General features: G+C 70.8%; 18 protein-coding genes. 14 read left to right on the top strand and 4 right to left on the bottom strand.

All coding sequences use genetic code 11. The annotated features are described in order from the left end of the window. Positions 1-16 precede the first annotated feature (16 nt). Entirely contained in the window at positions 17-1,357 is a 1,341-nt protein-coding gene (locus ESO89_RS03070) for a DUF7094 domain-containing protein (RefSeq protein WP_128904214.1), read from the bottom strand. Between the two features lie 135 nt (positions 1,358-1,492). Here ESO89_RS03070 and ESO89_RS03065 point away from each other — a divergent pair, with 135 nt between their 5' ends. The 8 genes from ESO89_RS03065 to ESO89_RS03030 all read left to right on the top strand — a co-directional run bounded on the left by ESO89_RS03065 (position 1,493) and on the right by ESO89_RS03030 (position 9,205). Further along, positions 1,493-2,719 carry a helix-turn-helix transcriptional regulator gene (locus ESO89_RS03065; RefSeq protein ID WP_128904213.1) on the top strand — a complete coding sequence of 409 codons (1,227 nt, stop codon included), beginning with the start codon at positions 1,493-1,495 and terminating at the stop codon, positions 2,717-2,719. Positions 2,720-2,853: 134 nt separating this feature from the next. Then, entirely contained in the window at positions 2,854-3,642 is a 789-nt protein-coding gene (locus tag ESO89_RS03060; RefSeq protein ID WP_128904212.1) for an electron transfer flavoprotein subunit beta/FixA family protein, read from the top strand. After that, the gene (locus tag ESO89_RS03055; protein WP_128904211.1) at positions 3,642-4,589 is read left to right on the top strand and encodes an electron transfer flavoprotein subunit alpha/FixB family protein; all 948 of its coding nucleotides are present in this window, start codon (positions 3,642-3,644) and stop codon (positions 4,587-4,589) included. The genes ESO89_RS03060 and ESO89_RS03055 overlap by 1 nt, the downstream gene beginning before the upstream one ends. A gap of 61 nt (positions 4,590-4,650) precedes the next feature. Then, on the top strand, positions 4,651-4,905 hold the full coding sequence (locus tag ESO89_RS03050; protein WP_206731716.1) for a hypothetical protein: 255 nt from the start codon (positions 4,651-4,653) through the stop codon (positions 4,903-4,905). Between the two features lie 92 nt (positions 4,906-4,997). Continuing rightward, positions 4,998-5,981, top strand: a complete 984-nt coding sequence (locus ESO89_RS03045) for a replication factor C small subunit (RefSeq protein ID WP_128904210.1) — start codon at positions 4,998-5,000, stop codon at positions 5,979-5,981. 126 nt (positions 5,982-6,107) lie between these two features. Then, positions 6,108-6,803: a phosphoribosyltransferase gene (locus ESO89_RS03040; protein ID WP_128904209.1), complete on the top strand. Its 696-nt coding sequence runs from the start codon at positions 6,108-6,110 to the stop codon at positions 6,801-6,803. 9 nt (positions 6,804-6,812) lie between these two features. Beyond that, positions 6,813-7,571, top strand: a complete 759-nt coding sequence (locus tag ESO89_RS03035) for an HD domain-containing protein (protein WP_241686092.1) — start codon at positions 6,813-6,815, stop codon at positions 7,569-7,571. A 149-nt stretch (positions 7,572-7,720) separates the two neighbouring features. Beyond that, complete coding sequence (locus ESO89_RS03030) at positions 7,721-9,205, top strand: FAD-dependent oxidoreductase (RefSeq protein WP_128904208.1); 1,485 nt, start codon at positions 7,721-7,723, stop codon at positions 9,203-9,205. Between the two features lie 10 nt (positions 9,206-9,215). Here ESO89_RS03030 and ESO89_RS03025 read toward each other — a convergent pair whose 3' ends face one another. Continuing rightward, complete coding sequence (locus ESO89_RS03025; RefSeq protein WP_128904207.1) at positions 9,216-9,539, bottom strand: hypothetical protein; 324 nt, start codon at positions 9,537-9,539, stop codon at positions 9,216-9,218. Positions 9,540-9,593: 54 nt separating this feature from the next. Further along, a complete protein-coding gene (locus ESO89_RS03020) occupies positions 9,594-11,051 on the bottom strand; it encodes an HD domain-containing protein (protein WP_128904206.1) in 1,458 nt (485 codons plus the stop codon). A 159-nt stretch (positions 11,052-11,210) separates the two neighbouring features. On the opposite strand from ESO89_RS03020, the gene ESO89_RS03015 reads away from it, so the two are divergent. The 3 genes from ESO89_RS03015 (at position 11,211) to mtnP (ending at position 13,367) form a co-directional block, all read left to right on the top strand. Beyond that, entirely contained in the window at positions 11,211-11,402 is a 192-nt protein-coding gene (locus tag ESO89_RS03015; protein ID WP_128904205.1) for a hypothetical protein, read from the top strand. Beyond that, on the top strand, positions 11,402-12,397 hold the full coding sequence (locus ESO89_RS03010) for a YeiH family protein (RefSeq protein WP_128904204.1): 996 nt from the start codon (positions 11,402-11,404) through the stop codon (positions 12,395-12,397). The genes ESO89_RS03015 and ESO89_RS03010 overlap by 1 nt, the downstream gene beginning before the upstream one ends. A 76-nt stretch (positions 12,398-12,473) precedes the next feature. Further along, positions 12,474-13,367, top strand: coding sequence for an S-methyl-5'-thioadenosine phosphorylase (mtnP, locus tag ESO89_RS03005; RefSeq protein WP_128904203.1), 894 nt, complete (start codon positions 12,474-12,476; stop codon positions 13,365-13,367). Positions 13,368-13,419: 52 nt separating this feature from the next. Here mtnP and ESO89_RS03000 read toward each other — a convergent pair whose 3' ends face one another. Next, positions 13,420-14,373 carry a VOC family protein gene (locus ESO89_RS03000; protein WP_128904202.1) on the bottom strand — a complete coding sequence of 318 codons (954 nt, stop codon included), beginning with the start codon at positions 14,371-14,373 and terminating at the stop codon, positions 13,420-13,422. 136 nt (positions 14,374-14,509) lie between these two features. On the opposite strand from ESO89_RS03000, the gene ESO89_RS02995 reads away from it, so the two are divergent. The 3 genes from ESO89_RS02995 (at position 14,510) to ESO89_RS02985 (ending at position 17,100) form a co-directional block, all read left to right on the top strand. Then, positions 14,510-14,929, top strand: a complete 420-nt coding sequence (locus tag ESO89_RS02995) for a cobalamin B12-binding domain-containing protein (RefSeq protein WP_128904201.1) — start codon at positions 14,510-14,512, stop codon at positions 14,927-14,929. Beyond that, the gene (gene meaB / locus ESO89_RS02990; protein WP_128904200.1) at positions 14,930-16,078 is read left to right on the top strand and encodes a methylmalonyl Co-A mutase-associated GTPase MeaB; all 1,149 of its coding nucleotides are present in this window, start codon (positions 14,930-14,932) and stop codon (positions 16,076-16,078) included. It abuts the gene before it with no gap. Positions 16,079-16,143: 65 nt separating this feature from the next. Beyond that, the gene (locus ESO89_RS02985) at positions 16,144-17,100 is read left to right on the top strand and encodes an alpha/beta fold hydrolase (protein WP_128904199.1); all 957 of its coding nucleotides are present in this window, start codon (positions 16,144-16,146) and stop codon (positions 17,098-17,100) included. The last annotated feature ends 7 nt before the right edge of the window (positions 17,101-17,107 follow it).

Genomic DNA, 17,107 nt, shown 5'->3' with positions numbered 1-17,107 from the left:
GGGTGGCGACGGGCGCCTACTCCTCGTCGATCGGGCGCGGCGTCGCGATCGGCTCGATCTCGTCGACGAAGACGGCGCGGGGCTCGTCCACGACGGTGACGCGGTACGTCTCCCCGGGCGAGACCGTTCGGACGACGCCGTCCGCGTTCGTGGTGCCGATCGCCCGGCTGTCCCCGTCGCCGACGCTCTTCGTGACCGTGACGTCGGAGACGGGGTCGCCCGTCTCCTCGTCGTGGACGGTCACCGTCACCGGACCGCCGGCGTAGCTTCGGTCGACGGTGACGGCGAAGCCGTCGCCGCTCTCGGTGACGGACTCGGTGTCCGGGAACGCGTCGAGGTCGATCCGCTGGTGCTCGACGAACGCCCGGAGCGTCCCGCCGCTGACGAAGGTTCGGAGGAGCCCGAACTCGTGCGGAACGGTGATGCGCTGGACCGACCCGGCGCCGAACGCGTCGGGCTCCCGGAGCGATGTCGTCTCGGGGTACGCGTCGGCCGTCGCCTCGATCGCCTCGTCGTTGCCGATCGCGCCGCCGCCGCGGTCCCAGCGGTCGACCCGGAAGACCTCGCGGACGTACTGCCCGTCGATGATCGCTGCGAGCACGACCGACCGATCGCTTGACTCGACGTACACCTCGGTGGCCGACATCTCGCCGCGAGCGGCCGAGAGCGCGTGCTCGCGGACGGGACCCTCGTAGACCTGCAGTGCCACCTGCAGCTCGTCGAGCCGGGCGGGGGGGCTGAACCCGTCCGTCTCCTCGGCGAGCGCGTCGAGCTCCTCGATCCGCTCGTCGTACTCGCGGGCGGTCGCGGCGATGCGGACGAGCTCGTCGAGGAACTCCCGGTCGGAGAGCTCGCCGGCGGCGTGCGCGCTGAACGCCTCCGTCTGTCGGCTGTTGAGCGTCACCTCGTCGCGCTCGACGCGGTTGATCGCGGCGAGGATTCGGCGCTGACGCTCGGTGTTCGACTCGGCGGACTCGATCCGGCGGACGACCGCCGCGGTCTCCATGGCGGCGTCGGTCTCGTCGACGGCGAAGCCGAGCGACGATCCGATGTCCGCGCCGCGGACGCCGCCGCCGGTGCGGGCGTCGACGCCGTCCGGGGTGGAGAGTGTCCGGAACGTGAGGTTCCCCTCGTCGACCTGTCGATGCTCGCCGTCCGGCTCGGCCGGGGCGAGAGCGCCGGCTGTCGCGTCGACGGAGGCGGAGTCCGGGGCCGCGTCTCCGGCGGCGGCGGAGTCTGGGGCCGCATCTCCGGCATCGGAGTCCGGAACCGCCCCGACGACGGCCGCTGGGGACACCGCGCCGGCGATCGGCGCGATCAGAAGCAGGGCCGCGAGGGCGATCGGGAGGGCTCTCATACCACACCGGTTCGCGCCCCAATATAAAAAAATCAACCATCGGGACGGCCGGGCGCCCCCGGCCGCACGGCGAACGGCGTCGACGAGGTCGGCGATGGAAAGCGTTTTGCCCGGCGCCTGAGTTCGCTGATCCGTATGCGGAACGCCCCGTCTCGCGCCCTCCTCGTCGGGCTGGTGGCCGTCGCGCTCGTGGCGAGCGCCGCGGCGCCCGTCGCCGGAGGCGCGCTCTCGTCCCCGTCTTCGCCCTCTCTCGACGCCGACGCGCCGGCCGTCGAACAGATCGACGAGCCGCTCGATCCGAACACGGCGACCCGTATCCGGATCGAGCCGACGCCGGACCGCGACGCCCAGTGGACCGTCTCGGTCCGGTACGCGCTCGACGGCGAGATCGACCGCACGGCGTTCCGGACCGCCGGCGACCGGTTCCTCGACGGCGAGATCGGACCGGACGTGACGCTGTTCGAGGGGTTCGCCCGCGAGGCCAGTCGGAACGTCGACCGGACGATGCGGGTCGAATCCGTCGACCGCGAGGTCGTCGTCCACGAGGACGCCTCCTCGTTCGACGTGGCGGACGCCGAGACGACGGCCATCGGCGAACTGCGGTTGACGTTCGTCTGGACCGAGTTCCTCGAGGAAGACGGCGAGAACCTGCTGTTGGGCGACGCGCTGACGACCCCCGACGGCGGGACGTGGCTCCTCTCGCTGGAGGAGGGACAGACGCTCGAAGTGGCGACGCCGGAGGGGTACACCGTCACCGGGACCTCGGACGCCACGGACCGGCTGAGCGACAACGCCGTGATCGTCGAGGGGCCGCGCACCTTCGGCGAGGACGAGCGGGTCGCGGTCGTGTACGTGCCCGCCGGCACGGCCGCACCGCCGTGGACGATGCTCACCGCCGCCATCGTCGTCGCCGCGGTGCTCATCGCCGGAAGTCTCGTCGGCTATCGGCGGATGGACGGCGGCGCCGGGGTGACGGGGAGCGACGACGCGGGGGCGGTCGACAGCGACGGCGGGGAACGCACCGACCGCAGACGCAGCGACGGAGCGGCCGGCAATCCGAACGGTCCGGGCTCGACGGGCGCCGGTTCGGGGGCGGACGACGCGGCCGACGAGGAGGACCTCTCGCTGCTGTCCGACGAGGAGCGCGTCGAGCGCCTCCTCGAAGACAACGGCGGGCGGATGCGGCAGGCCGACATCGTCGCGGAGACCGGGTGGTCCGACGCGAAGGTGTCGCAGCTGCTCTCCGCGATGGCCGAGTCGGGCCGCGTGGAGAAGCTCCGGCTCGGACGCGAGAACCTGATCTCGATCCCGGACGACGGCGAGGAAGACGGCGAGAACGGCGAGCCCGACGACGATCGCTGATCCGAGGCCCGAGACCGGCCGGCGATCGGTCGCGTGGGGAAGCGGCGATCGGTCGCGTGGGGAAGAGCGGAAACCGCGCGCCCGCGGTGAGGCGTTCCGAAAGCTCTTACAGGTCGAACGACGGAGTGTCGATCATGAAAGTTCTGGTGACAGTCAAGGAGGTCGCGGAGCCGGACGACGAATTCGCGATCGAGGGCACCGACATCGCGGCGTCCGACCTCGAGTACGACCTCAACGAGTGGGACGACTACGCGGTCGAGGCGGCGGTGCAGCTGGCCGAGGCGGGGATCGCGGACGAGGTCGTCGCCGTCACCATCGGGCCGGAGCGCGCCGAGGAGACGATCCGGATGGCGCTCGCGAAGGGCGCCGACCGCGCCGTGCGGGTCTGGGACGACGCCTTCGAGGCGGGGTTCTCCGACGTGGCCGCGAAGGTCACGACGTTCGAGGCGGTCGTCGAGGCGGAGGCGCCCGACCTCGTGCTCGGCGGCGTGCAGGCCGCGGACACCGGGTTCGGCGCGACCGGCGTCGCGCTCGCCGAGCGGATCGGCTTCGAGCACGCCGCCGTCGTCAACGACCTCGAAGTCGACGCCGACGCGGGCGTCGCGCACGTCCACCGCGAGCTTGAGGGCGGCGTCGAGGAGCTGACCGACGTGGACCTCCCCGCCGTGTTGACCGTCCAGACCGGCCTCAACGAGCCGCGGTACGCGAGCCTCCGGGGCATCCGGCAGGCGCAGCGCAAGGAGATCGACGCGACGGATCTGGCCGACCTCGGGCTGTCGGCCGAGGACGTCGAGAGCGCGCTTGCGATCACCTCGATGTACGAGCCGGAGAGCGAGTCCGACGCCGAGATCATCGAGGGCGACGCCGGCGAGGCGGCGGGTCGGCTTACCGAGATCCTCCGCGAGAAGGGGGTGGGCGCGTGATGGCCGACGTGCTCGTCGTCTCGGAACACCGGCGCGGAGAGCTTCGGGACATCTCCCACGAGGCGATCACGGCCGGCCGCGAACTCGCCGACGCGCGGGGCGGCGACCTCCACGTCGCGGCGATCGGCGGCGACGTCGACCGGTTCGCCGAGGACCTGAACCGCGAGGGCGTCGACGCGGTCCACGCGGTCGCGAACGGCGAGGAGTTCGACCACAACGTCTACCAGTCGGCGGTCGGGACGCTGATCGAGGAGACCGACGCGGGGACCGTCGTGATCCCGAACTCGGTGAACGGGCTGGACTACGCGCCCGCCGTCGCCGAGGCGCGCGACCTCCCGCTTGTGACCGACGCGATCGGTTTCGAGTACGACGACGGGCTGACCGTCACCCGCGAGATGTACGGCTCGAAGGTGGAGACGACCGTCGACGTGGCCGGCGACCGCTTCGTCCTCACCGTCCGGGGCGGCGAGTGGGCGCCCGCGGAGGGCGTCGGCAACGCGTCGGTCGAGTCGGTCGAGGTCGACCGCCCCGAGTCCGGCGCGCGCGTCACGGGCTTCGAGGAGGTCGGCGGCGGCGACGTCGACATCGCGGACGCCGACGTGCTCGTCTCGGTCGGCCGCGGCATCGAGGAGGAGGAGAACCTCGAACTCGTCGAGGAACTCGCCGACGCGCTCGGCGCGACCCTCTCCGCGTCGCGCCCGATCGTCGACAACGGCTGGCTCCCGAAGAACCGGCAGGTCGGCCAGAGCGGGAAGGTCGTCACGCCCGACGTGTACATCGCGATCGGGATCTCCGGGGCGGTCCAGCACGTCGCCGGCATGAAGGGTTCCGACGCGATCGTGGCGATCAACACCGACCCGAACGCGCCCATCTTCGACATCGCCGACTACGGGATCGTGGGCGACCTGTTCGACGTGGTGCCCGAACTGATCGACGAGTTCGCGTAGAGGCGCGCGAGGGGGCCACGTCGGAGAAACACCTTTGAGGACCGTCGAAGAAGTGACGACCATGCCACATATTCGGGGGACGGTCCACGGCGTCGCCGCGATGATGACGCTCGTGGTCGGGTCGATACTGACGAACACGATCCGCGAGGAGTACGAGCTGTTCGCGCAGATCGTCGCGACGACGACGCACCTGCTGGTCGACGTCGCGGAGCTCCCGGTCTCGCGGGAGATCGCCGAGGTCATCGTGCCCGTCGGCGTGCTGATGGGTGTCTGGGTGTTCGCCTACGAGCTCCAGCGGCTCTCGCGGAGTGACTGAGGCTCGAAGCCCCGACGCGAACCGCCGGCCTCCGCCACCCGACGCGGTCCGGTCTCGGGGCGTTTATCACCCCGCCGACCCTCCGATCCGGCATGAGCGAGGCCGACGAGCAGACGGCTGCGACCGCGACCGGCCGGGAGATCTGGATCGAGAAGTACCGGCCGCAGTCGCTCGACGACATCCACGGGCAGGAGGAAGTCATCGAACGCCTCCAGAGCTACATCGAGCAGGACGACATTCCGCACCTGCTCTTTTCGGGGCCGGCCGGTATCGGCAAGACGACCGCGGCCACCGCCATCGCTCGCGAGGTGTACGGCGAGGAGAACTGGCGCGGCAACTTCCTCGAACTCAACGCCTCCGACCAGCGCGGGATCGACGTGGTTCGCGACCGGATCAAGGGGTTCGCGCGCTCGTCGTTCGGCGGCGACTTCCGGATCGTGTTCCTCGACGAGGCCGACTCGCTCACCGATGAGGCTCAGGCAGCGCTCCGCCGGACGATGGAGCAGTTCTCCGACAACACGCGCTTCATCCTCTCGTGTAACTACTCGTCGAAGATCATCGACCCGATCCAATCGCGCTGTGCCGTCTTCCGCTTCTCGCCGCTCTCGGACGAGGCGGTCGCCGCGCAGACCCGCGAGATCGCGGCGGCGGAGGGGATCGAGGTGACCGACGCGGGGGTCGACGCCCTCGTGTACGCCGCGGACGGCGACATGCGCCGCGCGATCAACTCGCTGCAGGCGGCGGCGACGACCGGCGACGTGGTCGACGAGGAGGCGGTGTACGCGATCACGGCGACCGCGCGGCCCGAGGAGATCGAGTCGATGGTGACGAACGCGCTGGAGGGGGACTTCTCGCGGGCGCGGGCGACCCTCGATCAGCTCCTCACGGAGACGGGGATGGCCGGCGGCGACGTGATCGACCAGCTCCACCGCTCGGTCTGGGAGTTCGACCTGAGCGAGCGCGAGGCGGTCGCGCTGATGGAGCGGATCGGCGAGGCCGACTATCGGATCGCCGAGGGGGCCAACGAGCAGGTGCAACTGGAGTCGCTGCTCGCGTCGCTGTCGCTGTCGGAGTAGCCGACGCTCCCGGGGGACGGGTCGCGGGGACAGCCGGGAGAGACGGCTCGTAGGGGCGGACGCCGTCGCCACTCCGTCAGGACGTTGCTAAACCCTTATGAGCGCGCGGGTGGGAGAGGCGGTCGTATGAGCGACCTCCCGGACGACTTCGACTGCACCCTGACAAACTGGGAGTACATCTACGGGCTCTGCCGCAACGTGTCGAACGCGGTGAAGCGCGCCGACTTCGAGCCGGACGTGGTCGTCGCGCTGGCCCGCGGCGGCTGGTTCGCCGGCCGGTGTATCTGCGACTTCCTCGGGCTCAACGACCTCACGAGCCTGAAGATGGAACACTACGTCGGCGCCGCCGAGAAGAGCGACGAGCCCCAGATCCGGTACCCGATGCCGGAGGGAAGCGTCGAGGGGAAGAACGTCCTGATCATCGACGACATCGCGGACACCGGCGGCTCGATCCGCCGCGCCGAGGAGTACGTCGAGGACCGCGACGCCGGCGAGGTCCGGACCGCCACCCTCCAACTGCTCGGCACCTCCGAGTTCCAGCCCGACTTCGTCGGCGAGCGACTCGAACAGTGGACGTGGGTCGTCTACCCGTGGAACTTCCTCGAAGACATGGTCGACCTCACCGAGGGCGCGATGGAGCGCGCCGACCAGAACGTGTTCGACCGGGAGGACGTTCGGCACTACCTCGAGGAGTACCACGGCATCGGCCGCATCGAGATGGAGGTCGCACAGCCCGACCGCCTGGGCGAGGTGCTCGACGAGATGATCCGTCGCGACGTGGCCGACCGCGCCGGCGACGACGCGTGGACGCTCGCCGAGTAGCGGATCGCGATGACCGCTGACGACGACGCGGCCCCGGACGACGACGCGGCTCCGGACGACGACGCGGCTCCGGACGACGACGCGGCCCCGGACGACGACCCGGCCCCGGACGACGACCCGGACCCGGACGACGACCCGGACCCGACCGCAGACGCCGATCCGGGCCTCGACGCTCTCCTCGACGCCTACGCGCTGAAAGACGAGCGGCGCACGGGCTGGCAGCTTCGCGGCGTCGACGCCCCCGAGTCGGTGGCCGCCCACGCGTGGGGCGTCGCCTACCTCGTGTTGACTCTCGGCGACCGGTTCCGCGAGGACCTGCCCGGCGTCGACCTCGACCGGGCGCTCCGGCTGGCCGTCGTCCACGACGTCGCGGAGGCCGAGACCGGCGACACCGCGACGCGCGCCGATTCGACCGCGGACTCGGTGGACCCGGACGCCAAGGAGGCCGCCGAGCGCGCGGCGATGAAGGACCTCGCGGGCGGACTCCCCGATCGCGTCCGCGACGCGTGGGAGGCGTACGAGGCCCGCGAGTCGCCGGAGGCGATACTCGTCAAGGAGTGCGACCTCCTCGACGTCTGTCTGCAGGCGGTGCGCTACGAGCGCGGCGATCGGTATGATCCCGCCGACGGCGACCCGGAGGCGTTCCGCGAGTACGACGCCCTCGACGAGTTCTTCGCGACGACCGAGCCTCGCCTCCGGACCGAGACGGGCCGGGAGTTGTTCGCCCGACTCCGCGAGCGATATCGGGCTGCTCGCGACGGAAGGTAGCCGCGCCGATCATCCTCTCTCTCGACATACGACATATGTCGAACCTCAAAAACGACGACTGTAGGTCCTCTCCCGGCCGATCAGCGGCGAGAGATAGCAAGAACGTTAACGGCCGAGTCCGTTCCCGGGAGTGAGAGCTTTCACCACGCATGTCCGAGAACACTGATCTGATCATCGTCGGCGGGGGGATAAGCGGGGCGTCGCTTTTGTACACGATCGCGAAGTTCACCGACGTCGACGACGTGACGCTGATCGAGAAGGAGCGGGAGATCGCGGCGATCAACACCCACCGGACGAACAACTCCCAGACGCTGCACTTCGGCGACATCGAGACGAACTACACCCTCGAGAAGGCCGAGGAGGTCAAGGAGGGCGCCGAGCTGCTCGCGGGGTACCTCGAAGGGACCGACCCGGACCGGGAGATGCACAGCAAGCGCAGCAAGATGGTGCTCGGCGTCGGCGACGAGGAGGTCGCCAAGCTCGAGGAGCGCTACCGCGAGAACGGGTTCGGCGACCTCTTCTCGAAGCTGCGCGAGATCGGCCGCGAGGAGATCGAGGAGCTGGAGCCGAAGGTCGTCGAGGGGCGCGACCCGTCCACGGAGCTCAAGGCGCTCCAGACGCCCGACGGCTACGTCGTCGACTACGGCGCGGTCGCGAAGTCGTTCGTCGACGCCGCCCGCGAGGAGGAGGGCGTCGGCGTCCACCTCGGCACCGCGGTCGAGAACGTCGACGAGGACCGCGACGGGTTCACGGTCGAGACCGACGACGGCGACTTCGAGGCCGACGCGGTCGTCGTCGCCGCCGGCTCCCACAGCCTCCAGTTCGCGAAGGAGATGGGGTACGGCGAGCACATGTCGCTGCTGCCGGTCGCGGGGAGCTTCTTCCTCGCCGACGACCTGCTGAACGGGAAGGTGTACACGCTCCAGATGAAGAAGCTCCCGTTCGCGGCGGTCCACGGCGACGCCGACGTGCACGACGACGGGATCACGCGGTTCGGTCCCACCGCGAAGCTCGTCCCGACGCTCGAACGCGGCCGGATCTCCACCGTGAGCGACTTCGCCGACGTGTTCGGCTTCTCGCCGGCGTCGGTCCTGAGCTACGTTAACATCCTCTCGGACCGCATCCTCTTCCCCTACGTCGTGCGCAACCTCGTGTACGACCTTCCGGAAGTCGGCAAGCGCGCGTTCCTCCCGAACGTCCAGAAGGTCGTCCCGACCGTCGACATCGACGACATCGAGCGCGCGAAGGGGTACGGCGGCGTTCGACCGCAGATCGTCGACACGGAGAACAAGGAGCTCGACATGGGCGAAGCGAAGATCTCCGGCGACGGGATTCTGTTCAACATCACGCCCTCGCCGGGCGCCTCGACCGCGCTGAAGAACGCGATGACCGACGTGCAGACGGTCCTCGACTTCTTCGACGCGGACCACGAGTTCGACGGGGACGCCTTCCGCGAGGCGACGATCGAGAACTTCCCGCGGGTCGACGACGACGGCGACGCGACCGAAGAGGCTGACGGGGCCGCCGACGGCGACGCCGACGACGATTCCGACGCTGACGGGGACGACGCCGAGGAAGACGCTGCCGACGACGACGATTCCGACGATCGCGTTCCCGCCGAAGCCGACGACTGACGCGGCCGATTTACTGGTTCTCGGGGCGGTTCGCGACCCGACGCCCGAGCGCGCCGAGCGCGTAACTGACCGCGACGAGCACGACCGCGATCGGCGTCCACAGCGCCGGGGCTCCGTGACCGTAAAACGTCAACGGCCCGTACACCGGCCCGAACACGAGGGCCGAACCGACCAGCAGTCCGCCTCTGCGGTACGCGGCGCCGACCGCGAGCAGCGCGCCGAGCAGGACGAACAGCCACAGGACCGCTTCGGGCGTCGCGTCGAAGGCGGCGTGTGACGCGAACGCGACCAGTCCGGTCACGACGAACAGCCCCGCCCCCGCCGCGGCCCCCAACCGTCTCGGTGCCGACCGCGTTCCGAGAAGTGTCCGCCGGCGTCGCTGTCCGACCTACGTCTCCGACGCGGCGCCGACCTCCCGATCGAACGCCTCTCGCAGCACGCGGATCGCTCGCCGCTTCATTCCGTCGGGGACGAACACGAAGGGGATCGGCACGTCGAACGCGCGGTCGCCGTACAGCCCCCAGTCGCCGACGGAGCGCGTCGTTCCCCCGTACGCGATGGGGATGTCCTCCAGTTCGTCCGGGTCGTAGGCGGGCACGTACGACCGGTCGATCCACACCTCGTGGACCGGCACGTCGAGGGCGTCCGCGAGGAGCCGCTCCAGTCGGTCGTCGCCCTCGGTGAGCCACGCCGTGAACTCGTCGAGGTCGGGGCCGCGTCCACCTTCGCTGTTCCCGCCTTCCTCGCCGTCCTCGCCGCTGCCGCCGTCGAGATCGCCGCCCACACGGTCCGCCAACGCGATCCGGTGTTTCCAGCAGGTGGCCGGGAAGCGCCGCCCGCGGAAGCGGTCGTACATCGACGCCAGCGTCGAGTCGGGGTGCTCGCGGGCGGCGACGTGGAGTCGTTCGAGCACCGCGTTGTCGTCGAGTTCGCGGTCGAGGATGCCGCCGACCGTGACGGGGCTCTCGCCGGTGACGCTCTCGTACTCGCCGAGCATCGCCTGCAGGAGGCGATTGGCGTACACCGACTTGTGGTGCTGCGTGACCCACATGTACAGCGCGATCCGGCCTTCGAGGTAGTTGCCGATGGTCGACAGGGCCTTCTCCGAGAGCGCCAGCCCCTCCTCGGGGTGGGCGGTGTAGGCGTCCACCATGCGCTCCACGTCGAAGCTCAACACGCCCGCGCCGGTCATCTCGTTGTCTCGGGTGATGTAGTCGAGCCGGTCCACGTCGATGGGCGAGTGGAGCAGCTGGGCGCCGACCCCGTACTGCCACGGCTCGCCGCGCTCGTACGCGAGGCTGTAGCCGAGCACGTACGCGCACACCTCGAAGGGGTCCACGTCGAACGCGCGGAGCGCGTCGCCGTACGCCTCGACGATGATCACGCAGCCGAGCAGCTCGTGCGGATTCGCCGACCGGAGCGGGGCGCCGCCGACGCCGGCCCGGTCGAAGGCGTCGACCAGCCCGGTTTCCGCGACGCGCTCCCGGAGGACCCCCTCGTCGAGGAACCCCTCGGAGAGGTGCGAGAAGGGCGGGTGGCCAACGTCGTGGAGCAGGCAGGCGCACTCAAGCGTGCGCTGGATCTCCTCCAGTTCGTCGACGGTCGCGTCCCGCGTGAAGTACGACTGCTGGCGGAGGTTCTCGAAGACGGTCCGGCCGAGGTGGTAGACGCCGAGCGAGTGCTCGAAGCGGGTGTGGTTCGCGCCCGGATACACGAGGTGCGTGGCCGAGAGCTGGCGGACGTACCGCAGCCGCTGGAACGGCCGGGTGTCGACGACGCCCTCGACGAGCGCGTCCGGCAGCTCGACGTAGCCGTGGACGGGGTCTTTGATCTGGGTGGCGGGCATCGATTGTGAACACGAGGCCGCCCCGCGACCTGCCTCTTTCGGTCCCCTCCGGCCGCCGGTCGCCGTTCGCCTCTCTCCACTCCCCGAGCGCTCCGATTCCGTCCTCCCGAAACGCCTCGATTCCATCCTTATATATAGCGAGCGCGGCGATCCCCACGCATGGTATCGGACGCCGCCGACGCTCCGGGCGATCCGGCGGAGAGACCGGGCGATCCGGCGGACGACGGCGACAAATTCGACTCCATCCTCGCCGATCGGTGGCTCGCGCTCGACCGCGGCTGGCGGGCGCTCGCGCTCGGGCTGGGCGTCGTCGCCGCCCACGCCGCGGGACAGGCCGCGGGTCTCTTCTGATGGGCGTCGTCGCCGCCGCCCGGCCGTACTTCCCCGGACTCGGGCTGTTGGCCGCCGGCGCGCTCCTCTCGCACCTCGTCGCCGGCGCGGTCGACGGGCTCCAGCCGCTCGTCGTCGCGGTCGCGGTCGGTGCGCTCGTCGGCAACACCGTCGGGACGCCCGAGGCGGCCGAGCCGGGCGTCGGCGTCGACAAGCTCTTCTTGGAGACCGGGATCGTCCTGCTGGGCGCGGCGGTCGTCGTCGAGGAGTTCCTCGCCGCGGGGCCGACCGTGCTCGGGCTCGTCGTCGCGACGGTCGCCGGCGGGCTCCTGTTCGCGGAGCTGATCGCCCGCGGGCTGTTCCGGCTCGACGGGGAGACCCCCTCGCTCTTGGCGGCCGGCGCGAGCGTCTGCGGCGTCTCCGCGGTCGTCGCCGTCGGGCGCGTGCTCGACGCGCGCGGGTCGGCGATCACGTTCGCGGCGGCGACCGTCCTGCTCTTCGATGCCGTCACGCTCGTCGCGTTCCCCATCGCCGGCGAGTGGCTCGGGCTCACCGGCCGGCAGTTCGGCGTCTGGGCCGGCGTGAGCATGTTCTCGACCGGTCCCGTCGCGGCCGCGGGATTCGCGCACTCGCCGGAGGCCGGCCAGTGGGCGACCGTGACGAAGCTCGCGCGCAACTCCCTGCTGGGCGGCGTCGCGGTCGCCTACTCGCTCGCGTACGCCGCGCGCTCGGCGACCGACCCCGGCGTCCGCAGACTGTGGGCGGAGTTCCCGAAGTTCCTGCTCGGGTTCCTCGCGGTCGCCGCGGTCGCGAACAGCGGGCTCCTCTCGCCGGCCGCGCTGGAGTCGATCGGGCGCGTCTCGGACGCCCTGTTCACGCTGGCGTTCGTCGGCCTCGGGCTCTCGATCCGGCTCCGCGAGATGCGCGAGGTCGGCGGGGCCGCCGTCGGCGCCGTCCTCGTCCACCTGCTCGTCGTGAGCGCGCTCGCGCTGGCGGCGGTGCGGTGGCTGCTGTGAGCCGCCGTGCGGCGCGTCGACGCGCGGCGCGGCCCGCGTTCAGTCCGTATAAGTAGCGGGCGGACGCAGTTCGGATATGAGCACCATCGGCTTCATCGGCGGCAGCGGCATCTACGAGGCGCTGCCCCTGAACGACGTGCGCGAGGTCGAGTACGACACGCCCTACGGCGAGCCCAGCGACGCGATCACGATCGGCGAGTTCGCGGACACGGGCACGGAGGTCGCGTTCCTCCCCCGGCACGGCTCGAACCACGGCGTCTCGCCCACCGATCTCCCGTACCGCGCGAACATGTACGCGCTGAAGCGGGCGGGCGTCACCCACGTCTTCGCGTCGAACGCGGTCGGCAGCCTGAAGGAGGAGTTGGAGCCCGGCACCCTCGTCGTCCCCGACCAGATCTACGACCGGACGAAGCACCGCGACCTCTCCTTCTACGGCGACGGCGTGGTCGTCCACCAGCCGTTCGCGGACCCGTACAGTCCCGAGCTGGTCGATCACCTCACCGAGGCGGCCGAGTCGGCCGTGGGCGGCGACGAGGGGAGTGACGGCGACGGCGACGACACGAAGGTCGTGAAGGGCGGCACCTACGTCTGCATCGAAGGGCCGCAGTACTCGACGCGCGCGGAGTCGGAGTTCTACAAGAGCCAAGGGTGGGACCTGGTCGGCATGACCGCGATCCCGGAGGCGAAGCTCGCCCGCGAGGCCGAGATCGCGTACGCGACGATCGCCGGCGTCACCGACTACGACGTCTGGAAAGAGGACAGCGAGGTGACGCTCGAAGAGGTGTTAGAGAACGCCGAGCGGAACCAGAAAGCGATCAAGGCCGCCGTCGAGGAGGCCGTGCGGACGCTTCCGGACGATCTCGAGTGCGACGTGCACACCGCGCTCGAAGGCACCGTCAACACGCCCACCGAGGCGATCCCGGAAAACACCCGCGAGCGCGTCGAACCGCTTCTCGGCGACTATCTGTGACCGGCGCGTAGCGTCGGCCGACGAGCCCGAGGGCACGCCGACCGCGACCGCGTCACTCCGTCCGAACCCTGACCTCGATTCCGTCGGCGTCGGTCACCGCGACTTCCCCGCCGTCGACCACCGAGGTTCTCTCGCCGTCGACCACCGAGGTTCTCTCGCCGTCGACCACCGAGGTTCTCTCGCCGTCGACCACCGCAATTTCCTCGCCGTCGGACGCGACCGCGGAGAGCCGCTCCCGCGCCGCCTCCAGTGCGGCCGCGTCGGGAACCACGACCTCGAACCACGAGAGCCCGCGGCCCGCCGCAGGGGTCGTTCGCCCCCGCCACGTGTTCGCGCCGAGGTGGTGGTGGTAGCCGCCGGCCGCGACGAACCGGACGTCCGGCCCGGTCATCCCGACATCGAAGCCGAGTCCCTCGACGTATATCGCCTCGAACGCCGACAGCGAGGTGACTTCGAGATGGACGTGCCCCACGTCGGTGTCGGGCGGGGCGCGCTCGGTGAGATCAGAATCGCCCGCAGCCCCGGCGACACCCCGGACGTCGAGCGGTTCGGTCGCCATCCGCACCGTTCCGTCGTCGTCGACCGGCCACTCCTCGCGGGGGCGGTCGCGGTAGATCTCCACGCCGTTGCCCTCGGGATCGTCGAGATACAGCGCCTCGCTGACGAGGTGGTCCGAGGCGCCGTCGAGGCGCCACCGGTTCCGGACGCGCGCCAGCGCCTCGCCGAGCGCGGCGCGGGAGGGAACGCGGAACGCGGCATGAAAGAGGCCGGCGTCGGTCCGACCCCGCTCCGGGCGATCGGGGTCGCGTTCCAAGACGAGCAGGGGCGTCCCCTCGACGCCGAGGGTCGCTCGGTCGTCGCCGCGGTCGAGGACCGCGAGGCCGACCACGTCGCGGTAGAACGCGGTCATTTCGTCGATGTCGGCGACCCGGAGCGCGACGCGGCCGATCCGCGTCCCGGCGGGGAGTCGATCGTCGGGGACGTCGCGTGAGGGGTCGGCGTCCATGTGGCTCGGTCCACACGAGGGCCGCCGACGCGTTGAACGCATCGGTTCCGGAAGGGAGCGGCGCGGCTCGACCGGCCGCCGAGAACCTTCTTGAACTTCCGTTAGAATCAAACGGATACGCGACGCAGTACCGGACATGAGCGCCGAACAGGAGGAGCGGGCCATCCGCTGTCTGGTCGCGAAGGTGGGACTCGACGGCCACGACCGGGGGGCACACGTCATCGCGCGGGCGTTCCGGGACGCCGGGTTCGAGGTCGTCTACTCCGGGCTCCACCGCGCGCCCGAGGACATCGTGCAGGCGGCGGTCCAAGAGGACGTGGACGTGCTGGGCATCTCCATCCTCTCGGGGGCGCACAACACGCTCGTCCCGAAGGTGATCGAGGGGCTCAAGGGGTACGGCGCGTTCGAGGACACCCTCGTGTTGGTCGGCGGGATCATCCCCGACGACGACGAGGCGGACCTCAAGGAGCTCGGCGTCGCCGAGGTGTTCGGGCCGGGCACGCCGATGGAGGAGACGATCGAGTTCATCCGGCACAACGTCCCGGAGCGAGCGTAGATGGGCGAGACGGAACGCGACGGGGCGACGACGCCGCGAGCGCCGGAGCTGAGCGACGGCGACGCCGCGCTCGTCGAGGACCTGCTCGCCGGGAACCACCGGGCGCTCGCGCGCGTCATCACCCGGATCGAGAACCGATCGCCGGGACACCGCGGGATCGTCGCCGCGCTCCACGAGCACACCGGCGACGCGGACGTGATCGGGATCACCGGGGCGCCCGGCGCCGGGAAGTCGACGCTCGTCGACAAGCTCGCGGCCGCCTACCGCGACCGGGGCGACACCGTCGGCGTCGTGGCGGTCGACCCCTCCTCGCCGTACACCGGCGGAGCGGTGCTCGGCGACCGAATCCGGATGGGGTCGAACGTCGGCGACATGGACGTGTTCTTCCGGTCGATGAGCGCGCGCGGCCAGCTCGGCGGGCTCTCGATGGCGACCGCGGACGCCGTGAAGGCGCTCGACGCCTTCGGGAAGGACGTGGTGGTTATCGAGACGGTCGGCGCCGGCCAGAACGAGGTCGACGTGGTCCGCACCGCCGATACGGTCGCGGTGCTCGTCCAGCCCGGCTCCGGCGACGACGTACAGACGCTGAAGGCCGGCATTCTGGAGATCGGCGACGTGTTCGTCGTCAACAAGGCCGACATGGACGGCGCAGAGCGAACCCTCGCCGAGTTAGAGGAGATGGTCCACCGCCGCGAGAGTCCGACGAAGGGGCTCGACGGGGGACACCACGGGTTCGAGGTTCCGGACCACCCGGACGACGGGGAAGAAGACGGAAGCCGCGGGGACGGGGAGGGCGATGACGAGGCGGCGGAGTGGACACCGGAGGTTCTCCGAACCGTCGCGAACACCGGGGAGGGCGTCGCGGAGCTGATCGAGACGTTCGACGCGCACGCAACCCACCTCCGCGAGTCGGGCGCGATCGAGTCGACGAAGCGCCGGCGCTACGCCGAGGAGATCCGCACGCTGGTCCGCTCCGACGTGGGCGCGCTCGCGACCGCGGCGATCGAGCGCCGGGGCGGGATCGACGCGCTCGCCGACGCGGTCCGGCGGCGGGAGACGGACCCGTACAGCGTCGCCGCGGAGATCGTCGACCCGATCGAAGAATGCGTCGAGTCCGACGCGGAGCGCGTCGACCGCGACGAGACGTGATGTGAGGGCGACGGCAGGCCCGCGAGCCCACGAGGTATAAGTCGCCAGCGGACCAACAGGTTTCCATGAAGCTCAGGAACCTCGCCGGGACCGCCCTCCTCGGCGTCGGCGCGATCGCCGCCCTCAACACCGGCCTCCGGTACGAGGGCGAGTTGGAATCGCCGCTCGACGGCGACGACGGGACGTTCCGCTGGCGCGGGATGGACGTGGCGTACACCGAGGCCGGGGACCCCGACGACCCCGACCTCGTGTGCCTCCACGGCGTCAACGCCGCCGGCTCCGCGGGCGAATGGCGCGAGGTGTTCGACGACCTCGCCGCGGAACACCACGTCGTCGCTCCCGACCTGCCGGGGTTCGGCCGCTCCGACCGCCCGCCGCTGCGCTACTCCGCGGCGCTGTACGAGGGCTTCGTCCGCGACTTCCTCGCCGAGTTCGATCGGCCCGCCGTCGTCGCCTCGTCGCTGTCGGCGGCGTACGCGGCCGCGGCGATCGACACCGACGGCTCGGCGGCCGACGGCGTCGACATCCGGGGGTTCGTCGGGGTCTGCCCGACGACCGTCGCCGGGCCGAGCCCGCCGAAGTCGTGGCTCCGGGAGCTGATCCGGGCGCCGCTCGTCGGCGACGCGCTGTTCAACGGTCTCGCCTCGAAGCCGTCGATCCGGTACTTCAACGCCGACCACGGCTACGACGATCCGACGAACCCCAGCGACGAGTGGACCGACTACGAGTGGCGGACGAGCCACGTCGAGAACGCGCGGTTCGCGCCCGCGTCGTTCGTCTCGGGGTATCTCAACAGCGACCTCGACCTCGCGGCGGCGTTCGCCGAGATGGACGCCGCGCCGACGATCGTCTGGGGCCGCGAGGCCGAGGTGAGCCCGCTGACCGACGGCCGCGAACTCGCCGACGCGTCCGACGCCCGCCTCGTCGTCTTCGACCGCGCCAAGCTGCTGCCGCACGTCGAACACCCCGACCGGTTCGTAGAGACCGTCGAGGAGAGCCTCGTCGCGGGCGCGACGGCGTAGCGGCTCT

This window comes from Halorubrum amylolyticum (assembly GCF_004114995.1).
Taxonomy (GTDB): Archaea; Halobacteriota; Halobacteria; order Halobacteriales; family Haloferacaceae; genus Halorubrum; species Halorubrum amylolyticum.
The sequence above is the reverse complement of the archived record's forward strand: the minus strand, read 5'-3'. Positions and strand labels throughout refer to the sequence as shown.

Excerpts from the sequence above, each read along its gene's own strand:
- ESO89_RS03070 (WP_128904214.1), bottom strand. The coding sequence starts at position 1,357 with ATGAGAGCCCTCCCGATCGCCCTCGCGGCCCTGCTTCTGATCGCGCCG.
- ESO89_RS03065 (WP_128904213.1), top strand. The coding sequence starts at position 1,493 with ATGCGGAACGCCCCGTCTCGCGCCCTCCTCGTCGGGCTGGTGGCCGTC.
- ESO89_RS03060 (WP_128904212.1), top strand. The coding sequence starts at position 2,854 with ATGAAAGTTCTGGTGACAGTCAAGGAGGTCGCGGAGCCGGACGACGAA.
- ESO89_RS03055 (WP_128904211.1), top strand. The coding sequence starts at position 3,642 with ATGGCCGACGTGCTCGTCGTCTCGGAACACCGGCGCGGAGAGCTTCGG.
- ESO89_RS03050 (WP_206731716.1), top strand. The coding sequence starts at position 4,651 with ATGCCACATATTCGGGGGACGGTCCACGGCGTCGCCGCGATGATGACG.
- ESO89_RS03045 (WP_128904210.1), top strand. The coding sequence starts at position 4,998 with ATGAGCGAGGCCGACGAGCAGACGGCTGCGACCGCGACCGGCCGGGAG.
- ESO89_RS03040 (WP_128904209.1), top strand. The coding sequence starts at position 6,108 with ATGAGCGACCTCCCGGACGACTTCGACTGCACCCTGACAAACTGGGAG.
- ESO89_RS03035 (WP_241686092.1), top strand. The coding sequence starts at position 6,813 with ATGACCGCTGACGACGACGCGGCCCCGGACGACGACGCGGCTCCGGAC.
- ESO89_RS03030 (WP_128904208.1), top strand. The coding sequence starts at position 7,721 with ATGTCCGAGAACACTGATCTGATCATCGTCGGCGGGGGGATAAGCGGG.
- ESO89_RS03020 (WP_128904206.1), bottom strand. The coding sequence starts at position 11,051 with ATGCCCGCCACCCAGATCAAAGACCCCGTCCACGGCTACGTCGAGCTG.
- ESO89_RS03015 (WP_128904205.1), top strand. The coding sequence starts at position 11,211 with ATGGTATCGGACGCCGCCGACGCTCCGGGCGATCCGGCGGAGAGACCG.
- ESO89_RS03010 (WP_128904204.1), top strand. The coding sequence starts at position 11,402 with ATGGGCGTCGTCGCCGCCGCCCGGCCGTACTTCCCCGGACTCGGGCTG.
- mtnP (WP_128904203.1), top strand. The coding sequence starts at position 12,474 with ATGAGCACCATCGGCTTCATCGGCGGCAGCGGCATCTACGAGGCGCTG.
- ESO89_RS03000 (WP_128904202.1), bottom strand. The coding sequence starts at position 14,373 with ATGGACGCCGACCCCTCACGCGACGTCCCCGACGATCGACTCCCCGCC.
- ESO89_RS02995 (WP_128904201.1), top strand. The coding sequence starts at position 14,510 with ATGAGCGCCGAACAGGAGGAGCGGGCCATCCGCTGTCTGGTCGCGAAG.
- meaB (WP_128904200.1), top strand. The coding sequence starts at position 14,930 with ATGGGCGAGACGGAACGCGACGGGGCGACGACGCCGCGAGCGCCGGAG.
- ESO89_RS02985 (WP_128904199.1), top strand. The coding sequence starts at position 16,144 with ATGAAGCTCAGGAACCTCGCCGGGACCGCCCTCCTCGGCGTCGGCGCG.